This is a genomic window from Pseudoalteromonas sp. S16_S37 (genome assembly GCF_014694405.1).
In the GTDB taxonomy this organism is placed as follows: Bacteria; Pseudomonadota; Gammaproteobacteria; order Enterobacterales; family Alteromonadaceae; genus Pseudoalteromonas.
Genome location: NZ_JAAUWV010000035.1, coordinates 25,453 through 47,790, shown reverse-complemented (window position 1 = coordinate 47,790; position 22,338 = coordinate 25,453). Strand labels below are relative to the sequence as shown.

The 22,338-nt window shown below is 41.7% G+C and carries 15 protein-coding genes; 4 read left to right on the top strand and 11 right to left on the bottom strand.

Annotated elements, in window-relative coordinates; genetic code table 11:
• Window positions 1–181: 181 nt before the first annotated feature.
• Window positions 182–565 (bottom strand): hypothetical protein, encoded by a 384-nt coding sequence (locus HC733_RS14875; RefSeq protein WP_190365811.1) that lies wholly within the window; start codon window positions 563–565, stop codon window positions 182–184.
• 392 nt (window positions 566–957) lie between these two features.
• Between HC733_RS14875 and HC733_RS14870 the strand changes: the two genes are divergently transcribed.
• On the top strand, window positions 958–3,057 hold the full coding sequence (locus HC733_RS14870) for a TonB-dependent receptor (protein WP_190365810.1): 2,100 nt from the start codon (window positions 958–960) through the stop codon (window positions 3,055–3,057).
• Window positions 3,058–3,107: 50 nt separating this feature from the next.
• Here HC733_RS14870 and HC733_RS14865 read toward each other — a convergent pair whose 3' ends face one another.
• Together HC733_RS14865 and HC733_RS14860 are read right to left on the bottom strand one after the other, a co-directional pair.
• A complete protein-coding gene (locus HC733_RS14865; RefSeq protein ID WP_190365809.1) occupies window positions 3,108–3,821 on the bottom strand; it encodes a metal-dependent hydrolase in 714 nt (237 codons plus the stop codon).
• Window positions 3,822–4,108: 287 nt separating this feature from the next.
• On the bottom strand, window positions 4,109–4,852 hold the full coding sequence (locus HC733_RS14860) for a YciK family oxidoreductase (protein ID WP_190365808.1): 744 nt from the start codon (window positions 4,850–4,852) through the stop codon (window positions 4,109–4,111).
• A gap of 186 nt (window positions 4,853–5,038) precedes the next feature.
• Between HC733_RS14860 and HC733_RS14855 the strand changes: the two genes are divergently transcribed.
• The gene (locus HC733_RS14855; protein ID WP_190365807.1) at window positions 5,039–7,483 is read left to right on the top strand and encodes a VolA/Pla-1 family phospholipase; all 2,445 of its coding nucleotides are present in this window, start codon (window positions 5,039–5,041) and stop codon (window positions 7,481–7,483) included.
• Window positions 7,484–7,561: 78 nt separating this feature from the next.
• A complete protein-coding gene (gene sohB / locus HC733_RS14850; RefSeq protein WP_190365806.1) occupies window positions 7,562–8,566 on the top strand; it encodes a protease SohB in 1,005 nt (334 codons plus the stop codon).
• A gap of 82 nt (window positions 8,567–8,648) precedes the next feature.
• Here the strand turns inward: sohB and HC733_RS14845 are convergent, their stop codons facing one another.
• The 4 genes from HC733_RS14845 to HC733_RS14830 form a co-directional block, all read right to left on the bottom strand.
• Entirely contained in the window at window positions 8,649–9,023 is a 375-nt protein-coding gene (locus HC733_RS14845) for a PH domain-containing protein (RefSeq protein ID WP_190365805.1), read from the bottom strand.
• A gap of 4 nt (window positions 9,024–9,027) precedes the next feature.
• Complete coding sequence (locus HC733_RS14840) at window positions 9,028–9,930, bottom strand: ABC transporter ATP-binding protein (protein WP_190365804.1); 903 nt, start codon at window positions 9,928–9,930, stop codon at window positions 9,028–9,030.
• Window positions 9,927–10,736 carry an ABC transporter permease subunit gene (locus HC733_RS14835; protein WP_190365803.1) on the bottom strand — a complete coding sequence of 270 codons (810 nt, stop codon included), beginning with the start codon at window positions 10,734–10,736 and terminating at the stop codon, window positions 9,927–9,929. Before HC733_RS14835 ends, HC733_RS14840 begins: the two co-directional genes overlap by 4 nt.
• 100 nt (window positions 10,737–10,836) lie before the next feature.
• Window positions 10,837–12,657, bottom strand: coding sequence for a M2 family metallopeptidase (locus tag HC733_RS14830; RefSeq protein WP_190365802.1), 1,821 nt, complete (start codon window positions 12,655–12,657; stop codon window positions 10,837–10,839).
• A gap of 144 nt (window positions 12,658–12,801) precedes the next feature.
• Here HC733_RS14830 and HC733_RS14825 point away from each other — a divergent pair, with 144 nt between their 5' ends.
• Window positions 12,802–15,066: an acyl-CoA dehydrogenase gene (locus tag HC733_RS14825; protein WP_190365815.1), complete on the top strand. Its 2,265-nt coding sequence runs from the start codon at window positions 12,802–12,804 to the stop codon at window positions 15,064–15,066.
• A gap of 2 nt (window positions 15,067–15,068) precedes the next feature.
• On the opposite strand, the gene HC733_RS14820 is transcribed toward HC733_RS14825, so the two are convergent.
• From HC733_RS14820 to metG, 4 genes are all read right to left on the bottom strand, one after another.
• On the bottom strand, window positions 15,069–15,506 hold the full coding sequence (locus HC733_RS14820) for a hypothetical protein (RefSeq protein ID WP_190365801.1): 438 nt from the start codon (window positions 15,504–15,506) through the stop codon (window positions 15,069–15,071).
• Window positions 15,507–15,633: 127 nt separating this feature from the next.
• Entirely contained in the window at window positions 15,634–18,780 is a 3,147-nt protein-coding gene (locus HC733_RS14815; protein WP_446727642.1) for an efflux RND transporter permease subunit, read from the bottom strand.
• A 3-nt stretch (window positions 18,781–18,783) separates the two neighbouring features.
• A complete protein-coding gene (locus tag HC733_RS14810; RefSeq protein ID WP_190365800.1) occupies window positions 18,784–19,959 on the bottom strand; it encodes an efflux RND transporter periplasmic adaptor subunit in 1,176 nt (391 codons plus the stop codon).
• A gap of 222 nt (window positions 19,960–20,181) precedes the next feature.
• Window positions 20,182–22,209, bottom strand: coding sequence for a methionine--tRNA ligase (metG, locus tag HC733_RS14805; protein ID WP_190365799.1), 2,028 nt, complete (start codon window positions 22,207–22,209; stop codon window positions 20,182–20,184).
• Window positions 22,210–22,338: the final 129 nt, after the last annotated feature.

Here is a 22,338-nt window from a genome sequence, read left to right as displayed (position 1 = left end):
TAATCTCCATTTTGCAAGGTTTTGAGGGGTGAGAAAACAAACGTTGCAAAATGAGGATAGTAAGATCGTTTAGATCATCAAGAAGATCAATGCATTAAGTGATTTTCAGTGTCGACTAAATAACTGAAATATATATTTTTTGATAAAAATATTTCAGGCTTCAATGGTTGTTACTAAGTGACTATCGGTGTTTACACTTGACCAGTAAGCTTGCCATCGCTTCTTTTCTAAGTTGTTTTGATTGTAGGTATTCCTCTTTGGTGCACTTTACTTTACCGTAAACATCTTTCTTAAGCATTTTCTCAGATAGTAGCATTTTAGGCTGGTAGACCTTTCTATAAGTATTTAGTACCGCTTTGCCATCTCTACCTAGTTTGGCTATCACAATGCTAATGTCTTGCTCTGTTATTGGCTCATCTTTCATCAATGCTGTGCGTATTGGCTCAATCGCTTCGTTGAACTCGGCTCTTCTATCCCTACCTATATTCAGCTTATAGCCAAGCCAAGCGCCAATGACCATTCCAATGAAGCAACCAACCAATAACGCTAATAGTACTTTTGACATTACTAACCCTCATAGTAAGTCGTAAAAAATTACTCCTTGGCTAATAAGTTTAATCAGAAAATTAGTATGTCGCTTTTTAATTTCATTAATGACAAAAATTTAATGCGACATAGAAATACGGTTGTGTCTGTTTTTAAGTTGATATATGGATATGTTTGAAAATCAGCTCATATGGTTGGCAAACAGCTAAAAATGATAGTTATTTAATCAAGAACTAAACTCAATAGAAAAAGCAGTTACAAGAAAGATCACGTAGGTTCACTTTTAGCCGTGTTCACAAAAGAGCAATATTCCCTCTTCTATAAACTCAATTGATAATGGTTATCAATTGTATTATCATGCATTGAAAATTCTAATCTAAACAATAATGCAGCTAATTTATAAGGACTAAAATGCTTTTTAAAAAATCTCTGCTTGGTGTGAGTGTATCTGCGTTGCTGGCAAGCGTTAGTCATCCTGTTTTTGCTGATGACTTGGAGCGTATTGAGATCCGTGCTGAGCGTATTGCGTCTGATCTTAACTCTATTGCACGTAACGTATCAGTGATTGATGAGCAAACGCTAAGAACGCAATTTGCTAGTGCGCAAAATATTGCTGAAGTGCTCGCCAAAACGATGCCAGGTATGGCACCCCCAACGCCGGCTTTAACTAATTTTGGTACAACGTTGCGTGGTCGCAATGCTCTTGTTTTAATCGACGGTGTGCCTATGAACACCAACCGCAATATCTCTCGTGATCTGCATAATTTGCATCCTGCACAAGTTGAACGAGTAGAGGTCTTTCGAGGTGGTAATGCGCTGTATGGCAGTGGGGCAACGGGTGGGGTGATTTATATTTATACCAAATCTGGCCAGCAAACCGCAGAGATAGCCTCAAGTATTGAAGTAAAAAATGGTGCTTTTACCTTAGCGCAATCTTTCACCGGTCAAGTAGATGATTGGCAATACCGTGTCGGTGCGAGCTATGAAAATGTAGATAGCTTTTCGGATGCACAAGGAGATAGATTAGCTGTGGAACCAAGCCAAGGTGACGCGTTTGATAGTGATATTTATAGCTTCGATGCAAAAGTCACTAAGACTTGGCAGCAGCAGCAATTATCAATCTCGTTATTGAGTTACATTCTTGAGCAAGATACTGATTATGCATCAGATCCTAGTGTTAAAGCACTCCCATATATACATAAAGCACAAACAATAAAAGGTCTACAGCTGGATAAGCAAAACGAAATAAATAACTTAGTTTTTAATATCGGTTATCAAAACCAATTATCCGAAAATAATAAATTAGCTACCCAGTTTTATTACCGTGACTACGATGCTCGCTTTGCTCCGTTTGATGGCCGCCCATACGCAACATGGAATCATCTTGCACAAACTTATTTAGAGAGTACCAATCTAGGTGCTAAGTTGACTATTAATTCAACGTTTGGAGATAACATTGAATTAGATTGGGGTATTGACGCGCAAGATGAGCGTAGTGAAATGCCTGTCACTACATACGATGGTGATGTATACGACAATAGCGGTTTCTTAAAATTTAAAGAGACTGGCGATAAAGCGTTTGTGCCTGAGATCAGTCACCGCACAATCGCAGCATTTGTACAAGCTCGCGCTAACATCACCAAGCAGCTTGGTGTTGAAGGTGGCTTACGAGCAGAGCGTATTGACGCAAGCTTTGATGACTTTACCACTTTAGGTCAAGGTGTTGCGATTTCAGGTAGCAGTTATGATTACGATTCAACTGTATATAATGTTGGTCTGACATATGACATTAACGACAACCATACCGTTTATGTTGCTTTTAACGAAGGATATGAGTTGCCAGACATTGGTCTGCAAATTCGTTATGCCACTAGCCAATTTGATTTGAGTCAGTCTTCGTTGCAACCAATTGAATCTCGCGACAGAGAGTTGGGGTGGCGAGGTGCAATTGGTCCTTTAGATTTCAGTGCAGCTTATTTTGTCTCAAAATCTGATCTCGGTGGCGTAAAGAGTGAAGGAATGGGGCTGTCAGTAAGTCGTAACGAAGTAAAAATTGATGGCTTCGAAGTTACTTCATCGTGGGCTATCAAAAGTAGCTTGAATGCAGAGTTTAGCTATAGCAAAGCTAACGGCGATGAAAAAGCACAAAATGCAGAGCAATTTCAGCAAATGAATGGCTTCAGTATTGCTCCTAGTAAACTGACTGCGCAACTGAACTACGATATTAATAGTAACTGGCGCACTAACTTAACGCTGATGAAAAGCGGTAGTAAGGATTATCGACTAGCTGGGAAAAATGCCTTTGGTAGAAGAGAAGTGCAGAGCTACACCTTAGTAGACTTTAATTCTCAGATAGACTTAGAGCAAGGCACAGTAACAGTAGGTATTGAAAACTTGTTCAATAATCAATACTTCCCGGTGTATAGCCAGCTTCAACGTAATGGCAATAATACCAGCTCGATCCCAGGACGCGGCCGTACGTTCTCGGTAAATTACCGTATGGTTTGGTAACTATGTAATTACAACGCAAACCTAGGCTGATTGATCAGCCTAGGCTTATTTTAAACCCAACTTTTCAGTGCTTCTACGTTTGGCATTAAAGGCACCGCAACTAATTTATAATGCCAAGAATGCACTATTGAAAGTAGTTGCTCTTGGTATGGAATAAGCAAATAAATCGCCACACCTATAATGCTCAGCTGGATTAAACTTACCCAAGGTGCATTTAGTGCTATTGGTTTTAAAGCACTACCAAACGACGCTTTGAGTTCATTATTACTAATATCGACACTGTAACATTCATCTAATATGAGGTGAGTTAGCATGCCGATGCACACAGAAAGAGACAACAGCACCGAGAACGACAAAGGTCTGCCAATAAATAAAGCTAAGTGTATCGAAATGAGTGAGCACATAAGCACAAACAGTAATGAATGCATCGCGCCACGGTGTACAGTCAAGCTTTCAAAAAGTGGTTTAACCATATACATCAATACGATATACACGCATACAGCACTACCCCAAAGAGTCAACAATGAATCAAAGCTAATCATCAACGGTAAGCCAATGGCTGCACATAAAGAAAATACCGAAAACAGGCTATTCAGAGAGCGAGATTTGTCAGCATCTAAGTCAGGTAATAAGCCAGATAAGCTGCCTATGATGAATAATATAAATGCATCAAACGGATTTGCGATCGACGTGGCCAAAATAGTAGAGCTAAAAGCGGCACTCGTTATTATGGAGGATTGAAAATGTGTTTCGAAATTAGCCAATGTAAGCCTCAATGTTTGTGCGCAAAAACAGTGTATTATAGCAATTCGCAATAACTCTTAAGCAAGCGGATTAGCATTAATTTTTGCCATTTTATAATAGATTTAGAGGTTTATATAAACCTAAAGCCAATACTCGAACTTAGAACAGGCATGTAGAGAAAAAGAGGTTACAATGTCGAATAATTTGCGACGTATTCTGAGTAAGTTTGTTGGTCTCATGAGCCTTAATTCGGCAAAGTTAGCGAAGAGTGATAAGCCGCAAGGCTTATCACTTTGCAAATATCGGCTTACTTAGGTTGAGCATCAATAGATTGGCCGTTTATATCGGACGAGTCATCGCTCATTAAATATAAATAAGTACTCATTAGTTCTTCAGGGGTTTTTAGCGCTTCTTTATCTTCACCAGGGAATGCTGAAGCACGCATACTGGTGCGAGTTGCGCCCGGATTGATACAGTTAATGCGAATGTTGGTTTTGTCCACTTCACAGGCCCAAGTTTGCATCATACCCTCAGTCGCAAATTTTGAAATAGCATATGGTCCCCAGAACTCACGACCTTGGCGGCCGACACCGGAAGAGGTGAATATAACTGACGCACGAGGCGCTTTGCGTAGTAACGGAAACATATATTTAGTGATCATAGCTTGGGCTGTAACATTCACTTTCATAATGTTTTCAAATGTAGATACGCAGAAGTGTTCCAGTGGTCCAAGTGAGCCTAATATTGAGGCATTATTGAGTAATCCATCTAATTTACCAAATTGCTGCTCAATGGTTGCGGCTAAATCACGATAATTTTGTTTTGTTGCTCCGCGCATATCTAACGGCACAATAGCAGGTTCAGGATAGCCATTGTTAACGATTTCATCGTATACGCACTCTAGCTTTTTAGTTGTTTTTCCTAGTAAAATGACGGTAGCGCCATGCTTTGCATAGGTAAGAGCTGCCACTCTACCGATACCGTCACCAGCACCGGTTATTAAGATAGTTTTGTTCTTTAGGGCGTCTGCCGGGGCTTTATAATCGTGCATTTTTAACCTCAACTGGTAATTTTTCGGCATTTTATCACAAGTTATCGAATTTATTGTAAATATAGGTGGCGAAAGGCTACACTTTACGTTAAGTTTAACTGGTCTAATGTCTTATTAAAAACACAATTACATAGTTTTAACGAATTAGAGCACTAATAATAATAAGATTATGTCGGAGCCTATAAAATGAAAAAAATGCTACTCTCACTCGCGGTTTCTTCAGTCCTCGTTGGCTGTGGTGGCGGTGAAACATTAGAAGATGTAAAAAAGGAATCTACCCCAGTACTTCCCTCAGCGAGTATTAAATTTGATCCATCAAACAGTGTAATTTCTGTTCCCAACGACTTACTACTTAGCGGCACAAAAGATGGCACCCTTAATCTTCCAGGTGAGCTTGATCAAAACGGAAATGCAGCGCTTGAACGCGCCAATTACGCATCGCCTTCTTTATCTCTAGGTGCGTTAGATGGCTGGTCGACGCAGATGCCTTATGTGATCAATTTGGATGTGCCAGCTGGACACCCAATCAGTGCACAATCAGTAAGCGATCCTTCTTCAGTTCGAATTTTTGAAGTTGTTATGGGGGCAGATCAAAGTGATGAGCAATGTAAATCTGTTCCAGCTGGTATTGCTTGTCGCGTTGTAGGCGAGCTTACCAACGGCATTACTGGTGATTTTATTTCCGTGCTAAATAGCACGAAAAATGGCATTGCTATTCAACCACTAAAGCCTTTCAAAGCAGGTAAAACTTATATCACAGTGCTGACTGACTCGTTGAAGATGGAAGATGGTCGCTCAGTACAATCTTCTTCTACGTATACGTTATTGCGTCAAGAGGCGCCGCTGGTAACGGATACTCAGTTAAAGTTACAGGCTGTTATTAGAAGCTACGAAAATGCGGTGACTTCTGAAGGAAGTCTAAGCAAAGAAAATATTATTTATACAGCAGCGGCAACAATGCAGTCAGTTGGCCCTGTTGTTGGCACGGTTAAGAAATTAATGGCAGCGAGTTTAGCAACGGGCAGCAATCCTAAACTTGTTGTTCCAGAGCAGCCTATGATGACAGTTGCTGATGCACTGGCAGCCGTTATTCCTGATCCACAAACAAGAGCACCATTTCAAGCGGTTCAGTACATGCGTGGTAGCATTCAATTACCAATGTATTCGGCTAAACCAGCTACAAAAGACATTAGCAGTGCCGCAGACACCTATTGGCGCGCTCAGTGCGATAGTGCTGTTATGGTGCAAGGTTATAAAGCAGCAATAGGCGGTACGCTTCCTGCGCCTCAAGCAGATACAAATGATGCGGCATGTGCGGCTATGTCTGGCGGTGTATTGCGTGATTTTGGTTTAGATAAAATGCACTTCTTGACTAAATACAATACGATTCCTCAAGTACAGTGGTTGGCAAATGTGCCAGTACAAGTTACTAAGCCAATTCCTCAAGCTTTAGGCATTGAAATGCCTGCGACAGGTTGGCCTGTTGTTATTCTTCAGCACGGTATTACCACCAGTAAAGAAGCGATGCTTGGTTTGACGCTTGCACTGAGCGCACAAGGCTTTGCAACAGTGGCTATTGATCATCCAATGCACGGTGAACGCGGCTTGGATATTGACGGTGATGGTATTGATGACTTCAATGCGACTTCCGGCAAAGGTTCAGTATTATCTTACATGAACTTAACGTCGTTGTTGGCTGCACGTGATAACTTACGTCAATCATCAGTGGATTTATTAGGTCTGCGTTTAGGGCTTAACTTTGTAAACCCTGCGTTAGGTTTAAACCCGACTCAAGTGAGCTTTGTAGGTCATTCTTTGGGTTCAATCGTTGCGCCAAGCTTTATTGCTCATGCAAACTTACCGCTAGACCCGCAAGTAGATCCTTTGTTTAAAGTACAAAGTGCAGCGCTTGCAAGTGGCGGTAGCGGTATTGCGAGTTTCTTAGCTGAGTCAGAAGAGTTTGGACCTTTTGTACAAGGTTCGGTATTACTTGCAGCAAATAACTTGGCAACTAAAGGATTCGTTTCGTTTATTGCTACTGATGCTGCATCACAATGCCCTGTACCAAATGGTATAGAAGTTAATCCGCAAGACCCAACTTATCTGTCAGCAGTTGCGCCATGTGCCTTTGTTTACTACACAAAACACTTAACAGAAACTGGTGATACACAATCTCTAGCGGCGATTAAGAGCATTATTCAACAGTTTGTGTATGCTGCTCAAACCGCACTCGATAGCGCAGATCCACTGAATTACGCAGGTTTAGTTCAAGCAGTGCAAACACCAGTATACATGAGCGTAGTTACTGGCGGTGTTGACGGAAATAAAGCAGATACTGTTATTCCACCAACAACAGCTAACCCGCTTTCAGGCAGCACTCCACTTGCTCGCATGATGGGACTGCAAACGGTCACTGAAACTCAAGCGTCACAAACACCAATGAGCTATGTTGTTAACTTTAGCCAAGGTCACCACGGTTCAGTTGTTACAACAGCTTATCGTGAAAATGCTGGTGGTACGCAGCAAGGTCATGCAATGGCAACGGTTGAAATGCAAACTCAAATCGTGTCTTTTTTGAAATCAAAAGGGCTCTATTTGCAGATTACTAACCCTGCGGTTATTGCTAATTAATTTTAATTGCTTCACTATTAAAAGCCGCTAGTTAGCGGCTTTTTTATTGGTTTTAAATTAGATATCAGGGAGTCAATATTGGCATTTTTATTTGAGTACGGTTTGTTCTTGGCAAAAGCTGTCACAGTAGTATTAGCAATAGGTGCAATTATTGCCCTAGTTGTCGGTGCAAGCCAAAAGCCAAAAAGTGAGAGCGGAGAAGTCGAACTTAAAGACTTGTCAGCGCAAATGGCGCAAACAAAAGAGCGCTTTATTGAGCAAGCATTGGACAAAAAGGCGTTAAAAGCACACAAAAAGGCACAAAAAAAGCAAGAGAAGGATGAGCCTGAAGGGCGAGTATTTGTGGTTGATTTTGTAGGCAGTATGGACGCACACGAAGTAAAAAATTTGCGAGAAGAGATCAGCGCTATTTTAAACATTGCAGATAAAAGCAAAGACCAAGTGCTGATCAACTTGGAAAGTGGCGGAGGTGTTGTACATGGCTATGGTCTGGCTGCTTCTCAGCTGAACCGTGTTAAGCAACAAGGTCTCCCTTTAACGGTTTGTATTGATAAGGTGGCAGCCAGCGGTGGCTACATGATGGCATGCGTTGCCGACAAAATAGTGGCCGCGCCTTTTGCCATTGTGGGGTCAATAGGTGTGATTGCGCAGATCCCAAACTTTAATAAGATTTTAAAGAAAAACGACGTCGATTTTGAGCAGATCACGGCTGGGGAATACAAACGTACCCTGACGATGTTCGGCGAGAATACTGAGAAAGGGCGTGAAAAGTTCAAAGAAGAAATCGAACACACTCACGGTCTGTTTAAAGCATTTGTGGCTGAACACCGCTCTAAACTTGATATTGCAGAGGTTGCTACGGGCGAACATTGGTTTGCAACACATGCAAAAACCTTTAATTTGGTTGATGAAATAAATACCAGTGATGATGTATTAATGTCTCTAGATAAAACGCATCAGTTATATAAAGTGAGTTTTCGAAGCAAAAAAACCTTTGCTGAAAAAGTCGGCCTGGGTTTTAGCGCTGCGATTGAAAAAGTAGGGCTGTCTCTTTGGGGTAAACTAAATAATGCGCGTTTCTAGAATGCGAGGCTATGCTTAAAAAGGCAAACCGCAAATCGAGACATGTTAAAAAAGCACTTGGCAATAACCAAGTGCTTTTTTATTAAAGTGCGTAAGTGCTGATGATGCGGTAAACCTCATTGATATTGTCACCCGCTTTAAATTCTTTGGTAATTGGGGTTGGATCTGATCCCACCCAAATTTTTAACTCAGAGTCTAAGTCAAAGTGGCCAGCACTCTCTTTGCTAAACTTTGTGATTTTACTATAAGGAATACTCAATATTTCTACTTTAGAGCCTGTTACACCTTGTTTATCGATAAGCAATAAACGTTTATTAGAAAAAACAAACATATCGCGGATAACTTGGTAGGCTTTTTCGATATGTTCTCCCTCAACTAAAGTATCACCCAGTAGTTTATCGAGTTTTTCGTTATCCACTTCGCTGGCGTTACCTAAAATACCGCTCAATAGTCCCATGATATTAGTCCTTCTGGAATAGTTGGTTCTCTAGTGTATGGCCGTTGACCACCTGACGATACTGCCAGCTATTTTTATAGCAGTACTTTAGCAAGTGTATATCAAATTGCTCATGACTCGCCTGATATTCAATAATAAATTCTTTGTTTTGACTTTGTGACACGTAAAGTACACCACTGAGCTGTTTGAGCAGCTCTTTTGCATCCTTGTACTGCTCTTGCAATTGCAAAGTGATGTACTTGCTACTACCTGTTTGCTCGTTGCGATTGTGGGCAGATAACACGCCTTTATCTAAGTACAGAACATGGCTACACAAACGTTCAAGCTCCACCAAATCATGAGAACTGAGGATAAAGCTAACATCATCACTTAAAGAGGAGATAAGTGAGCGAATTTCTCGTGCATTGATAGGGTCAAGTCCAGCCGTTGCTTCGTCAAGTAAGACAATTTTAGGAGTTACCAACAAAGCTTGTGCTATACACACTCGTTTTCTCATGCCGTGAGACAACTCGTTAATTTTCGAATTGTGGTTTTCACTTAAACCGACTAGCTCAAGGACTCTTGTGGTATCTTTTAATGCCTCAGCTTTGCTTAATCCTTGTAATAATCCAAAAAAGCATAGTTGCTTTTGAATTGAAAACCTTGGGTCTAATGTTGCATCTTGAGGCAGCGCTGTTAGCTTGCCAAATAAACTTGGGTGGCCAAGTGGCTGGTCGAGTATTTTTACAGTGCCACTGTCTGGTTGTAGGTATCCGCACAGGACACTGAATAGCGTTGTTTTGCCAGCACCATTAGGGCCTACTAAAGCTGTGGTAGCGCCTGACTCAATGGTGAAGCTCACTTCATTGAGGGCTTTTTTCGAACCAAACGACTTAGATAAGTTAGTCACTTCAATTAACGCACTCATAGCGAACGCCTCCTAAATACAAAAACGCTCAAAGCAAGTAGAGCACAAGTCTGAAGCAGTGGAATAAGCCACAGCGTAATAGGAACGTTTGCTTGTGGGGCGATATCCATAAGTTGCACACCCGGGAATACGTAAAATAGCAGCTCAAGAAAAGGTAAGTAGCTGCTCAAGTAGGACAAAATGGCATTGCCTAAAGTAAACAACAATATTGCAAGTACGATGGATAAGCGCGATGAGCCACATATCAAGTTAAGTAAAGACATCAGAGCAATAAAAGGCATAGCAGCAAGGCTTAATTGGCAGATTAAAGTAACAGCCAATAGTAAGCCAGAAAGTGTTAATTCCGGTGCACGATAAGTCATTACTGCAGTTGTTGCCAATGCGGTTAGTGCGATTAAGCATATTACGATTATAAATTGACCTAAGAATCGCCCCAGCAGTATCTCGTCTCGAGTACTACGCAGGCTTAAAAATCGTAAAGTTCCCCTTTGTCTATCTCCAACTGTTTGATCAGCACAAACAAATAATGAAAATATTGGAAAGCTATAAAGTGCAATTAGCCAGTAAATGGCTAGCTCAGCTTGTGGCCAACTGACCAGTTCGCGCAGCCCTATGTTTCCTGCAAGCTCTTGCGCAGCCTCAGAAAATTGTGGACTACTCAAAAATGGCACGGCATGGCCGATGGGGTAACGCAAAATCATTAGCCAAACCATAGCAAAGGCTGCTAAGGCTAACAACCCACGTTTTGTCGCAAATAGGCGGGTAAGCTCAAAAAGAGCTAATTGCCACACTCTGTGTATATTCATAGATTCTCCTTTGCATACACAATAGCTTGTAAAACAAAGGAGATAAACTGCAAATATGTTTCAGAGTGTGGCTTGCTGTTACATTTAGAGTATTAGCTTACTACCAACCGCATTGACGGCCTTTGTTTTGCTCATCTAAATATTTTTGCAGTGGGGCAAAGTAATCTAAAATAGCGGTAGCATCCATCTGTTGCTTGCCAGTTACTTTCTCTAGTGCTTCTTGCCATGGACGACTGCTCCCCATTTCTAACATGGCATTAAGCTTTTCGCCTGCTTCTTTTGACTTATAAATTGAACAGCGGTGAATCGCTTCTTTATTTCCAGCTGTTTCACACAATGCGCGGTGGAAGTCGAACTGTAGAATATGAGCTAAGAAGTAGCGTGTATAAGGCACATTTCCAGGTACGTGGTATTTAGCACCTGCATCAAAGTCAGCTTCTGTACGGTCAATTGGCGCTTGAATACCTTGATATTTTTCTCTTAAGTCCCACCAAGCTTGGTTGTATTGCTCTGGCGTAATTTCGCCAGAAAATACTTTCCAGCGCCATTGGTCAACGAGTAATCCAAATGGGATAAACGCAACCTTATCTAATGCCATACGCATCAACAGACCGATGTCTTTTGATTCATCAGGAACCTGATCAAGTAAGCCTATTTTTTTCAAATATCCCGGCGTTACAGAAAGAGCAATGGTATCACCAATTGCTTCATGGAAGCCGTCGTTAGCGCTATCTTGATAGAAGATAGGTTGTGCTTTGTACGCTCGTTGATAAAAGTTATGGCCTAGCTCGTGGTGAATTGTAGAAAACTCCTCGCCGGTACGCTGAATACACATTTTGATACGAACGTCATCTTGATTGTCTAAGTTCCATGCTGATGCGTGACACTGTACGTCGCGGTCGCGTGGTTTTAAGAATAATGAGCGTTGATAAAATGTATCAGGCAGAGGTGCAAAACCCATTGAGGTAAAGAATTTTTCTGCACCCTTAACCATATCCATTTCAGAATAGTTATGCTTTTCTAAAAGCTCAGTCACATCGTAACCTGGATCGGCATTTTCAGGCGCAACTACATCGTAAATGTTACCCCATTGCTGTGCCCACATGTTGCCTAACAAATGTGCTGGAATAGGCTTGTCTTGGGGCACTTTGTCTTCACCATATTGCTCACCTAGTTTTGCTCTAACATGGCAGTGCAGTGCGTTGTAAAGAGGCTTAACCTGACCCCAAAGTCTATCTAGCTCTTTGGCAAAGTCATCAGCAGGCATGTCGTACTTACTTCTCCACATAGCCCCTGTGTCTTTATAGCCTAGCTCTTGCGCACCTTCATTTGCCAGAACAACTTGTTTTTCAAACAGTGGGCGCATTGGTTTTGAAATTTGGCGCCAACCTTGCCATGCATCAAGTAACTCATTGTAGTCACGGCTTGTTGCCATTTTGCTTGTTAAATCGCCAAGGCTTGCGCAATTTTCACCGTCTTTACAGTATTTGCCTTTTGCATACAGACCATCAAGTTCAGCAAGTAGCGATGCTAACTCTGCTGACTTTTCAGAATTTTGCGGTGCAGCCATCGTTAGAGATAGCTTTAATTTATCCATTTTCCTACGCGTGTCTTCGCTTAGATCCAATTTGTCAAAGCGAGCGGCTTCGCTTGCTAAGCGTACCACTGTATCGGTGGATTCTTGGCCAACACTTGCTGCAAGGGCTGCGGTATCTTCGGTTACAAAGTTAGCGTAAATCCACTGAGCTCGGTTTCCTCTAATGCTTAAATCTTCTAGGGTAGTTTGCGCATCAGTAAGGAATTTTTCGGCGTCTTTTTCGGTGAGCGTTTGCGGCGATGTTGAAGTTGTATTACAGCCAGTAAGAGAAAGTGCAGTTGCTACAACACAGGCTCCAAGGCTTAGTTTGAATAATGGTTTCATTTGATTATCACTTGTTGTTATTGATGCGCGCCATGATATCAGTGCGGCACAAAAGGGACAAATAAAGTGAGACCATCGATCCGATAAATTGAGTTTGCGCGATTTTTAAGCATACTTAAAGCGTTATGAACAGGAGGTTATATGATGGGTATTATCGTCTTAGTGATAGTTTTAATTTGTATCGTGTTTGCTGTGCAAACATTACGATACAGGTTAGTAACGTTGCCAGTTATGCGTTATTTTAAACGCGCATTACCACAACTTAGCCAAACTGAACAAGAAGCGATGGAAGCGGGCGACACTTGGTGGGATTCGCAACTATTCTCAGGTCGTCCTAATTGGCAAAAATGGCATCAAATAGATGCCCCAAAACTGACACGCGACGAACAATCTTTTATCGATAATGAGCTTGAGACTTTGCTGTCTATGCTTGATGAACAGCAAATTAGGCATGATAAAGACTTACCAGAAGCAGTTTGGACCTTTCTCAAGGAGCATGGTTTTTTTGCATTTATTATTCCAAAGAAGTTTGGTGGTAAAGCGTTCAGTGCTCAAGCTAATTCTACGATTGTCGCTAAGATAGCAAGTAAAAGTCTCTCAACAGCGGTAACTGTAATGGTACCAAACAGTTTAGGTCCTGCTGAACTGTTGCTGCATTATGGCACTTCAGAGCAACAGCAACAGTGGTTGCCAAAGCTTGCAACCGGGGAGGCGCTGCCGTGCTTTGCATTGACGGCATTAGAAGCGGGATCTGATGCGGGGGCAATAGATGATTTTGGCGTTGTTTGCCAAAAAACGATTAAAGGTGAAAAAGTGCTTGGTCTTGAGCTTACATGGTCAAAGCGTTATATCACACTAGCCCCTGTTGCGACTTTGCTCGGCTTAGCTTTTAAGGTTTATGACCCCAAAGGTTTGCTTGGTGATAAGCCTGCATTAGGTATTACTTGCGCACTTATTCCAACAAGCCATAAGGGGGTTAAAGTAGGGCCAAGGCATAACCCCTTAGATCATGGGTTTATGAACGGCACAACGCAAGGTAGTAAAGTGTTTATTCCTCTGGATTGGGTAATTGGCGGGCAGGCAGGAATAGGTAAAGGATGGCGAATGTTAGTATCTTGCTTAAGTGCAGGCAGAGGCATTTCTTTGCCTGCGCTAAGTGCTGGGACGGCCCACTTGTGTACTAGAACCACCACAGCATATAGTTTAATTAGAGAGCAGTTTGGTCAATCAATCGCAGATTTTGAAGGCGTGCAAGAGAGCTTGGCTCGCATTGTTGGCTTAACTTACAGTATCGAAGCATGCCGACAAACAACGGCTCAAGCCATTGATATGAAAAAAAGCCCAGCGGTGATCACGGCCATTGCAAAATACCACCTTACCGAAATGTCGCGTACAGTTATGAATGATGCGCTTGATATTCATGGTGGTAAAGGAATTCAAAAAGGACCGAATAACTATTTGGCAAATAATTACACGGGGATCCCAATTTCAATTACGGTAGAAGGGGCAAATATTTTAACGCGCAATTTGATGATTTTTGGTCAAGGAGCAACGAGATGCCATCCGTACATTTTTCAAGAAATTAAGCTTATTCAAGACTCTGAAGGTACAGAGTGCATTAGAGAATTTGATAAATTACTAATGGCACACCTGCAGCATAGCGGTATCAACACACTGAAAATGCTGTGGTTGAGCATAACAAGGGGTCACGGTTTACCTGTTACAACAGCAGGTCCTACACAGGTGTTTTACAAAAAGCTAAACTGGCTTAGCGTATGTTTGAGCGTGTGTTCAGATATTGCAATGCTGAAGCTAGGTGGTGAGCTTAAGCGCAAAGAAATGTTATCTGCCCGATTAGGCGATGTGCTGAGCCATTTGTATCTCGCATCATGCGTGTTAAAAAAGTATGAGCACGATGGCAGGCAACAGGGCGACTTTAATGCGGTAAATTATGCAATTTCCCATCATTTAAATGAAGGATTTTCAGCACTTGATAGTTTTATCGATAATTTCACTAATCGGGTTGTTGCGCAAATAATAAAACGTGGTTGCCACTTATTTGGACATGGAATGAAAGGGCCTTCGCATAAAGTGATCAGTACACTTTGTAAAAGTACCTTATCAGATAAAAGTGCCCGTGAAAGAGTGAGCCACCTTTGCACTGTTGAAGCGTGTGGCCCAATTCATACGCTTGAGCAGGCTTACATAGAATACAAGCAAACTCAGTCGGCGCGCCGCAAATTCAAGCAGTGGCAAAAGAGTTTTAAAATACTTGATTTTGACAAATCATTCGCTGATCTTGTTGAACTAGCGCACAAAGATCAAGTTTTAACGAGTGAGGAAGCGCAATCGCTCATTGACGCGCAAGAAAAGCGCTTGAGAGCGATTGCTGTTGATGTATTTGATTAATTTTATCGGGCAAATGGGTCTGGGTTGATTTTATCTATGTACCATTTTCCCTTTTTTCTGAGCATTTGCACACTGCGCATGTCATCTACTTTTTCACCATTAAAATAGCCAGTAAAGACCATGTTTACTTTGGCATGGTCGCCATATTGCTCTCTCAAGCTGGCATTTGTCATATCCAGTTCTATGGTTACTTCATCAAACTGCATATTGACAAGGTTTCTGGTAAATTGTGATGGGGTACCATAAGAGCGCATCACCCGAGCGAGCCTTGGGGTTGCATGCTCCAGAGCTATATTCATATTATTCTTGTTGTACAAAGCGTCAAAATAGAGCGTTGCAGTGTATCCAGGTGTGTCTTCATCCCCACTGGGTTTATCTTCGCCTCCACATGCTACTAAAAACAAGCTAAGCATTACTAGAATGATTTGTATAAGTTTCATAATAAATTGAAATAGTTCTAGATTACCTAAGTTTGTAATCAAATTAACGATATGTAAAGACACGAGGGTGATTGAAATAAAAAAAGCTCGTATTTCAACGAGCTTTTTGGTTGGGTAAATACAAAGTCTAAACTTGTTCTGTGACAGCTGTGTTTATGTCAGCCTTCTTTGAGCGTCTTTTTATAAGCGCTTTGATATCTTCCAACATCACATATTGACACGGGATGAGTATCAAGGTGATCACTGTGGCAAACAGTACACCAAAGGCAAGAGATACCGCCATGGGGATCACGATTTGTGCTTGTAAGCTAGTTTCCATGATGATTGGTACTAGCCCCATAAAGGTTGTTAAAGATGTCAGTAAGATTGCTCTAAAGCGCAAGCATCCTGCGTCTACTACAGCTTGTTTAATAGATGCGCCTTCAGCTCGTGCTTTGTTGACAAAATCAACCATTACCAATGAATCATTTACTACTACACCCGCAACTGCAATGATGCCGAAAAATGACAGGCTACTCATGGTCATACCCATCACTATATGACCGATAACCGCACCTACTACACCAAATGGGATCACTGACATAATCAATATTGGTTGTGAATATGAGCGAAGCGGAATAGCAAGCAGAGCAAATATGATCATCAGAGATAATGCAAAATCTCTAACCTGCTCAGCTACGCTGTTCATTTCTTCTTCGATACGACCTGCGACATTACTGGTTACACCTGGGTAGTTTTTAAGTAATGCGGGAAGGTAATCATCTCTAATTTCTTTTGCAATTTTAAATGGTTCAGCTTGGTTTGTATCGACAGAAGCCCAAACATTAACAGTACGTTTTGCGTTTTCACGGCGAATGCGGTTTACGCCATCAACTAATTTAACGTCAGCGACCTCAATTAATGGCACTTCAGCGCCTGTAGGGCTAATGATACGTACATCCTGAATATCGCTAATAGAGTTACGCGCATCTTTTGGATAGCGGATCATTACTTTAATTTCTTCGCCATTACGCAATATACGCTGTGCTTCAAGACCGTAATAGCTAAAATTAACCTGTGAAGCAACATCAGACAATGTCAATCCCATGCTGTAGGCAAGTGGCTTAAGTTCAAGTTGTACTTCATCGGTCGCACTTTGCATTGAATCATTAACATCACCTACGCCAGCAATACCGTTTAACTTTGCTCTAAGTAAGTTAGCAACTTCTTTTAGTTGGTCCTTGTCTTTGCCTTCTAAGCGGAAGTTAATATCGCCATCGTCGCGACCGCCATTCATAATGCTGTCTTCAATATTGAGCGTTTTAACACCAGGTAATGGCGGCATTTGCTCGCGCCACATCGCACTTAGTGCAAATGTATCAATAGGGCGCAAGTCAGGTTCAACGAGTATCGCCATAATGTTTGCTCTGGTGCGACCACGCAAACTGACTGATAAGTCTCTTACCATGCCGGTTCCATATTTGGCTTCAATCTGTTTATCAACAGCTAAGATCAAATCTTCCACTTTTTGCGCGGTTTGCAATGTTGCGGTTTCAGATGACGATAAATTCATCTCAATATTAATCTGTGGAAAATCGTGAGGAATTTTAGGGTTAGCAACAAACTTAACTAATCCGCCAGCAAACAATCCAGCAGTGACGATAATAATGCTTAAAAAGCCGATAATTACGGTATAACGATAATGTATACAGCGGACAATAAATGGACGATACAGATCATCGATAAAGTGTTTTAAGCCACTATCTAGCGATGCGCGTAAACGATGGAATGGATTTTTAGGATTACTTGGCTTATTTTTCATCGCAGCTAAGTGAGCAGGTAAGATCAGCTTAGACTCAACCAAAGAAAACAGTAAGCATAGAATAATTACGCCACCGATTGCTTTAGAAAACGCAGCAGCAGGGCCCGTCGCAAAAGTTTGCGGCAAAAATGCAGCAACGGTCGTTAACACACCGAATGTGGCAGGAATGGCGACACGCTTAACGCCTCTAACAACGTTATCTAAAGTGTGGCCATTCTTTTCAATTTCGGAGTGCACCGATTCACCGACGACAATGGCATCATCGACTACAATCCCCAGTACAAGAATAAAGGCAAACAGAGATGCCAAGTTGATGGTGATATCAAGTGAACCAATTGGCATCAGTAAAAATGCACCTAGGAAAGAGACGGGTAGACCCATCATTACCCAAAATGCCAATCTGACGCGCAAGAATAGCGCGAGCATTAACATTACCAAAATACCGCCTAAAATCATGTTTTCTATCATCATGTTCAAGCGGCCATTCAGGTAGTATGTCAAATCTATGAGAGGTTCCATCTCAACACCAGCTGGCAGTGTTTTATTACGTTCAGCAAGGTAGTTTTTAATGGTTGTGGCAACTTTAGTAATATCTTGATCTTTTGAGGCTTGAACTTCAAAAGTGAGAGAGTTTTTACCATTGTATTTCGAGTACTGTAATCCTTCTTCGAAACCATCATGTACTGTTGCAACGTCACCTAAGCGGATTTGCGCGCCATCCTCAAGCGTTAGCAAAGGCAGGTTTTCAAACTCTTTGCCACGATAGGCTTGGTTTTCAACACGCATTGAAATATAGCCATTTTCAGAGCGAATTTGACCTGCTGACATATTGGCTGAAAAGGCTTTAACGGCTTGTGAAATATCCCTAAAGCTTAGACCGTATTCTCTGAGTTTATCAGGGCTTATCTCAATACCAATCTCATAATTTAAGCCGCTGTGAAATTCAACTAAGTTGATACCTGGCAGCGCGAGCATTTCGTCATGAATCGTATTGCCAAGTTCTTTTAACTGCTTATTGCTAAGGTCGCCATACAAAGATAGCCACATAACTTCTTGTTTGAATTTATCGTAGCTTACTATTGGGCGCTCCATACCGACTGGAAAACTCGGTATAGAGTCTACTTGCATTTTTACTTCGTCCAAGACAACTAGTGGTTCATAGTGATCTTCCACTTCAATCCAAGTTTGTGAAAAGCCGCGGTTGGAGTAGGTGATCATACGTTTGATCCCTTCTAAACCTTCCATTGCCTCTTCAACTTTTATGGTGATCCCTTCTTCAACTTCTTGAGGCGCAGCACCTGGATATATGGCTTGAACACTTAGCCAGTGACTTTCAAATTGCGGAAACATCTGCTTGCGAATAGAAAATGCAGTCAGCAATCCCCCGATTAAAATAAATATCATTAATAGGTTGGCAGCAACTGGGTTGCGTGCAAACCAAGCGATTAAGCCTTTTTCTGTTGGCATACTCATATCTTACTCCTCTTTTAATGCAAGCTGAGTATCCGCCACAGGAGATGTTGCATCGTTCAATCTAAGTTGCATGCCTTCTGTGGGGTATTCAAGTGCTGAGGTAATAAGTTGATCGCCGTTGTTTACACCAGCATCAACAATAGTGTGACCGTTATATTCTCGAACAATATTGATAGGTTTGAAGCTCAAGGTTTGGTCGTCATTGAGTACGGCGATGCGGTTATTTTTTACTAGATGCTGAGGAATAGCAGCCGCGCTATCAATGGTTTTTCCATCGATTTTAGCATTTAAATAAGCGCCAAAGCGAAGGGCTGTACGGTTGTCAGAGTAGGGGTGCTCTACTTGTGCAACGAGGTATGTCATACGGCTACGTTGATCAATAACTCCTTCGCTGCGAACGATAGTGCCTTGCCATTTTACAGGTTTACCTTCTACCTGTGCAGTTAACGTAACATTTGCATCAATGCCGCCGTTAACTAAATATTGTAATTCGTTATCAGCAACAGGAAGACGGATTTCTGCAACAGAAATTGCATTTAAAACACCAAATTGGCTACCTGCGTTAACAACACTGCCTAAACTCAAGTTACGGCTTTCGATAATTGCATCGTAGGGCGCTTTGATATAAGTACGCTCTAGATTACGCTTGGCGCGTTTAACACTCGCCTGTGCGGCGCGAAAACTAGCCAGCTTTTCTGCTAACTGTGGTTTACGCAGATATAGCTCTGATGGGATTGTCTCGTTGGCATTGTCTTTAATGCGTTGCCACTCAGTTTTTGCTACATGGGCTTGAGCTTGTTCAATTTCTAAAGCGGAACTTGCGCGAGCCAGGTTAGCTTCTGCTTCTATTAGTGCTGCTTCATAGTCGTTAGGATCGATACGGGCAAGTACATCGCCTTTTTTAACAAATCCACCTTTCACAAAAGTATCTGATACAGCAATGACTTGGCCACTCACTTGTGCAACCAGTTCAGTGCTATATTTTGGCTTGACGAGTCCATAAGAGTCGACATTCAGTTGCATTGGAGCAACCATGATAGGTTTTGCCTCAACAAGCGGGTGGATCACTTGTTCAGATTTCTTTTCAGGAGGTTGCTTCATTGCAGAAAAAGCCATTGCTGCTCCGATGCCTCCCACTAATACCACTATGGGTAAGAATATTTGTTTTTTACTAGCCACGTTATCTTCCTTCCAACTGTTGATGTTGTAGGTATCAGTTATAAATTGATACCGATAGCAAGGATAATAAACGATAAGATATGTCTAGTTGTTTATTTAGGTTCCTAAGTTGTAACAAAGCATTACATAATGCCGAGTTTTGTAATATTTAAGGCAAATTTAAGCAGGCGGATATGAAAAAGGCCCTTAACGGGCCTTCTAAAATTTAATAATGAAAGGGTGTTACATGACTCGCATGCCTGGCTCTGAGCCTTCATCAGGGTTTAGAATGTAAATTTCTTTACCGCCAGGTCCTGCGGCTAAAACCATACCTTCTGACATACCAAAGCGCATCTTACGAGGTTTTAAGTTAGCAACCATCACTGTTAATTTGCCTTCAATATCTTCTGGCGCATAAGCCGACTTTATGCCAGCAAACACTTGGCGCGTCTCTCCGCCTAAATCTAAAGTCAGTTTAAGTAGCTTTTCTGCCCCTTCCACATGCTCTGCTTTGGCTATTTTTGCTACGCGTAAGTCAACTTTAGCAAAGTCATTAAACTCAATTTCTTCGCTGATTGGCTCTTTTGCAAGTGGACTATTTGGGTCTAGCTTTGGCTTATTGCTTGCCTCTAAGCTCTCTTTAGACTCTTCTAGCATTTGCGTTACTTTATCCATGTCAACGCGTTGCATAAGCGCTTTAAACTTATTGATAGAATGACCAGTTAGCAATTCTTGCGCACTTTCCCAAGTGAGTTGCGTATTTAAGAACTGCTCAACGTTGGCAGCCATACCAGGTAACACTGGTTTCAAGTAAGTCATTAATATTTTGAACATATTAAGACCCGCAGAGCACACGTCATGTGCTTGTGCCTGCGTTTGCTCATCTTTGATAAGCACCCATGGCGCTTGTGCATCAATAAACTGATTTGCCTTGTCGGCAAGCGCCATTATTTCGCGAATCGCTCTGCTGTATTCTCGTTGTTCATAATATTGAGCGATGGTATCTGATGCATTCTTAAATTGCGCCATTAGCTCAGGTTCTAGAATGTTTTCACTCATTTTGCCGTCAAACTGTTTGCTGATAAACCCAGCACAGCGCGAAGCGATATTAACAACTTTACCTACAAGGTCTGAGTTTACGCGTTGCGCAAAGTCTTCTAAATTCAAATCCAGATCCGTAATACCACTGTTGAGTTTCGCGGCAAAGTAATAACGTAAGAACTCAGGGTCTAAGTGATCAAGATATGTACGGGCTTTAATAAATGTCCCTTTAGATTTAGACATTTTTGCGCCATTTACTGTAACAAAGCCGTGCGCGTATACGTTGGTCGGCTTGCGGAACTGCGCGCCATCAAGCATTGCTGGCCAAAACAGGCTGTGGAAATAAATAATGTCTTTACCGATAAAGTGGTAAAGCTCGGCATCAGAGTCCTCACCCCAAAACGCATCAAAATCTAAGCCTTTTTTGTCGCATAGATTTTTAAAGCTTGCCATGTAGCCAATCGGCGCATCTAACCAAACGTAAAAATACTTGCCTGGCGCATCTGGGATCTCAAAGCCGAAGTATGGCGCGTCGCGGCTGATATCCCATTGTTGTAAACCATCAGCGAACCATTCTTCCAATTTATTGGCCATTTCAGCTTGCAATGACCCTGAGTGTAGCCACTCTTTAAGCATGTTTTCAAATGCAGGTAAATCGAAGAAGAAGTGCTCTGAGTCTTTTAAAACAGGGGTTGCACCAGACATCACTGAACGTGGGGCTTTTAGCTCAGTAGGGCTGTAAGTGGCACCACAGGCATCACAACTATCGCCGTTTTGGTCTGGTGCGTCGCACGTAGGACAAGTACCAGTAACAAAACGATCTGGTAAAAAGATATTTTTTTCAGGGTCGAAAAGTTGTGAAATAGTACGTTTTTTAATGTGGCCTTTGGCATCTAAACGTTTGTAAATAAGCGCACTTAGTTCACGGTTTTCTTCACTGTGTGTACTGTGGTAGTTATCAAATTCGATGTTAAAGTCAGCAAAGTCGCGTTGGCGTTCAATGCTCACATTTTTAACCATCTCTTCTGGCGTGATCCCTTGTTTTTGGGCGTTGAGCATAATGGGTGTGCCGTGAGCATCATCAGCACAAACATAATATGTCTCGTGACCACGCAATTTTTGAAAGCGAGACCAGATGTCGGTTTGAATGTACTCTAACATGTGACCAAGATGTGTTGGTCCATTTGCATAAGGCAATGCACTCGTGATGAGAATTTTTCTCTTCGTCATAACTTTTCCAAAATTGTCGCGTGGCTGTGATTAATTATCAACCAAAGCGCTTAGTTTAAGCTTACACTTTCCATTTACTCTGGATGTAAAGCATCAATAGACTGGTTTTAATGGGTTGAATGTTACATA

What these genes read in the sequence shown, in the direction of transcription:
- HC733_RS14875 (WP_190365811.1), bottom strand. Translation starts at nt 565, where the DNA reads ATGTCAAAAGTACTATTAGCGTTATTGGTTGGTTGCTTCATTGGAATG.
- HC733_RS14870 (WP_190365810.1), top strand. Translation starts at nt 958, where the DNA reads ATGCTTTTTAAAAAATCTCTGCTTGGTGTGAGTGTATCTGCGTTGCTG.
- HC733_RS14860 (WP_190365808.1), bottom strand. Translation starts at nt 4,852, where the DNA reads ATGCACGATTATAAAGCCCCGGCAGACGCCCTAAAGAACAAAACTATC.
- HC733_RS14855 (WP_190365807.1), top strand. Translation starts at nt 5,039, where the DNA reads ATGAAAAAAATGCTACTCTCACTCGCGGTTTCTTCAGTCCTCGTTGGC.
- HC733_RS14845 (WP_190365805.1), bottom strand. Translation starts at nt 9,023, where the DNA reads ATGGGACTATTGAGCGGTATTTTAGGTAACGCCAGCGAAGTGGATAAC.
- HC733_RS14840 (WP_190365804.1), bottom strand. Translation starts at nt 9,930, where the DNA reads ATGAGTGCGTTAATTGAAGTGACTAACTTATCTAAGTCGTTTGGTTCG.
- HC733_RS14835 (WP_190365803.1), bottom strand. Translation starts at nt 10,736, where the DNA reads ATGAATATACACAGAGTGTGGCAATTAGCTCTTTTTGAGCTTACCCGC.
- HC733_RS14830 (WP_190365802.1), bottom strand. Translation starts at nt 12,657, where the DNA reads ATGAAACCATTATTCAAACTAAGCCTTGGAGCCTGTGTTGTAGCAACT.
- HC733_RS14825 (WP_190365815.1), top strand. Translation starts at nt 12,802, where the DNA reads ATGGGTATTATCGTCTTAGTGATAGTTTTAATTTGTATCGTGTTTGCT.
- HC733_RS14820 (WP_190365801.1), bottom strand. Translation starts at nt 15,506, where the DNA reads ATGAAACTTATACAAATCATTCTAGTAATGCTTAGCTTGTTTTTAGTA.
- HC733_RS14815 (WP_446727642.1), bottom strand. Translation starts at nt 18,780, where the DNA reads ATGAGTATGCCAACAGAAAAAGGCTTAATCGCTTGGTTTGCACGCAAC.
- metG (WP_190365799.1), bottom strand. Translation starts at nt 22,209, where the DNA reads ATGACGAAGAGAAAAATTCTCATCACGAGTGCATTGCCTTATGCAAAT.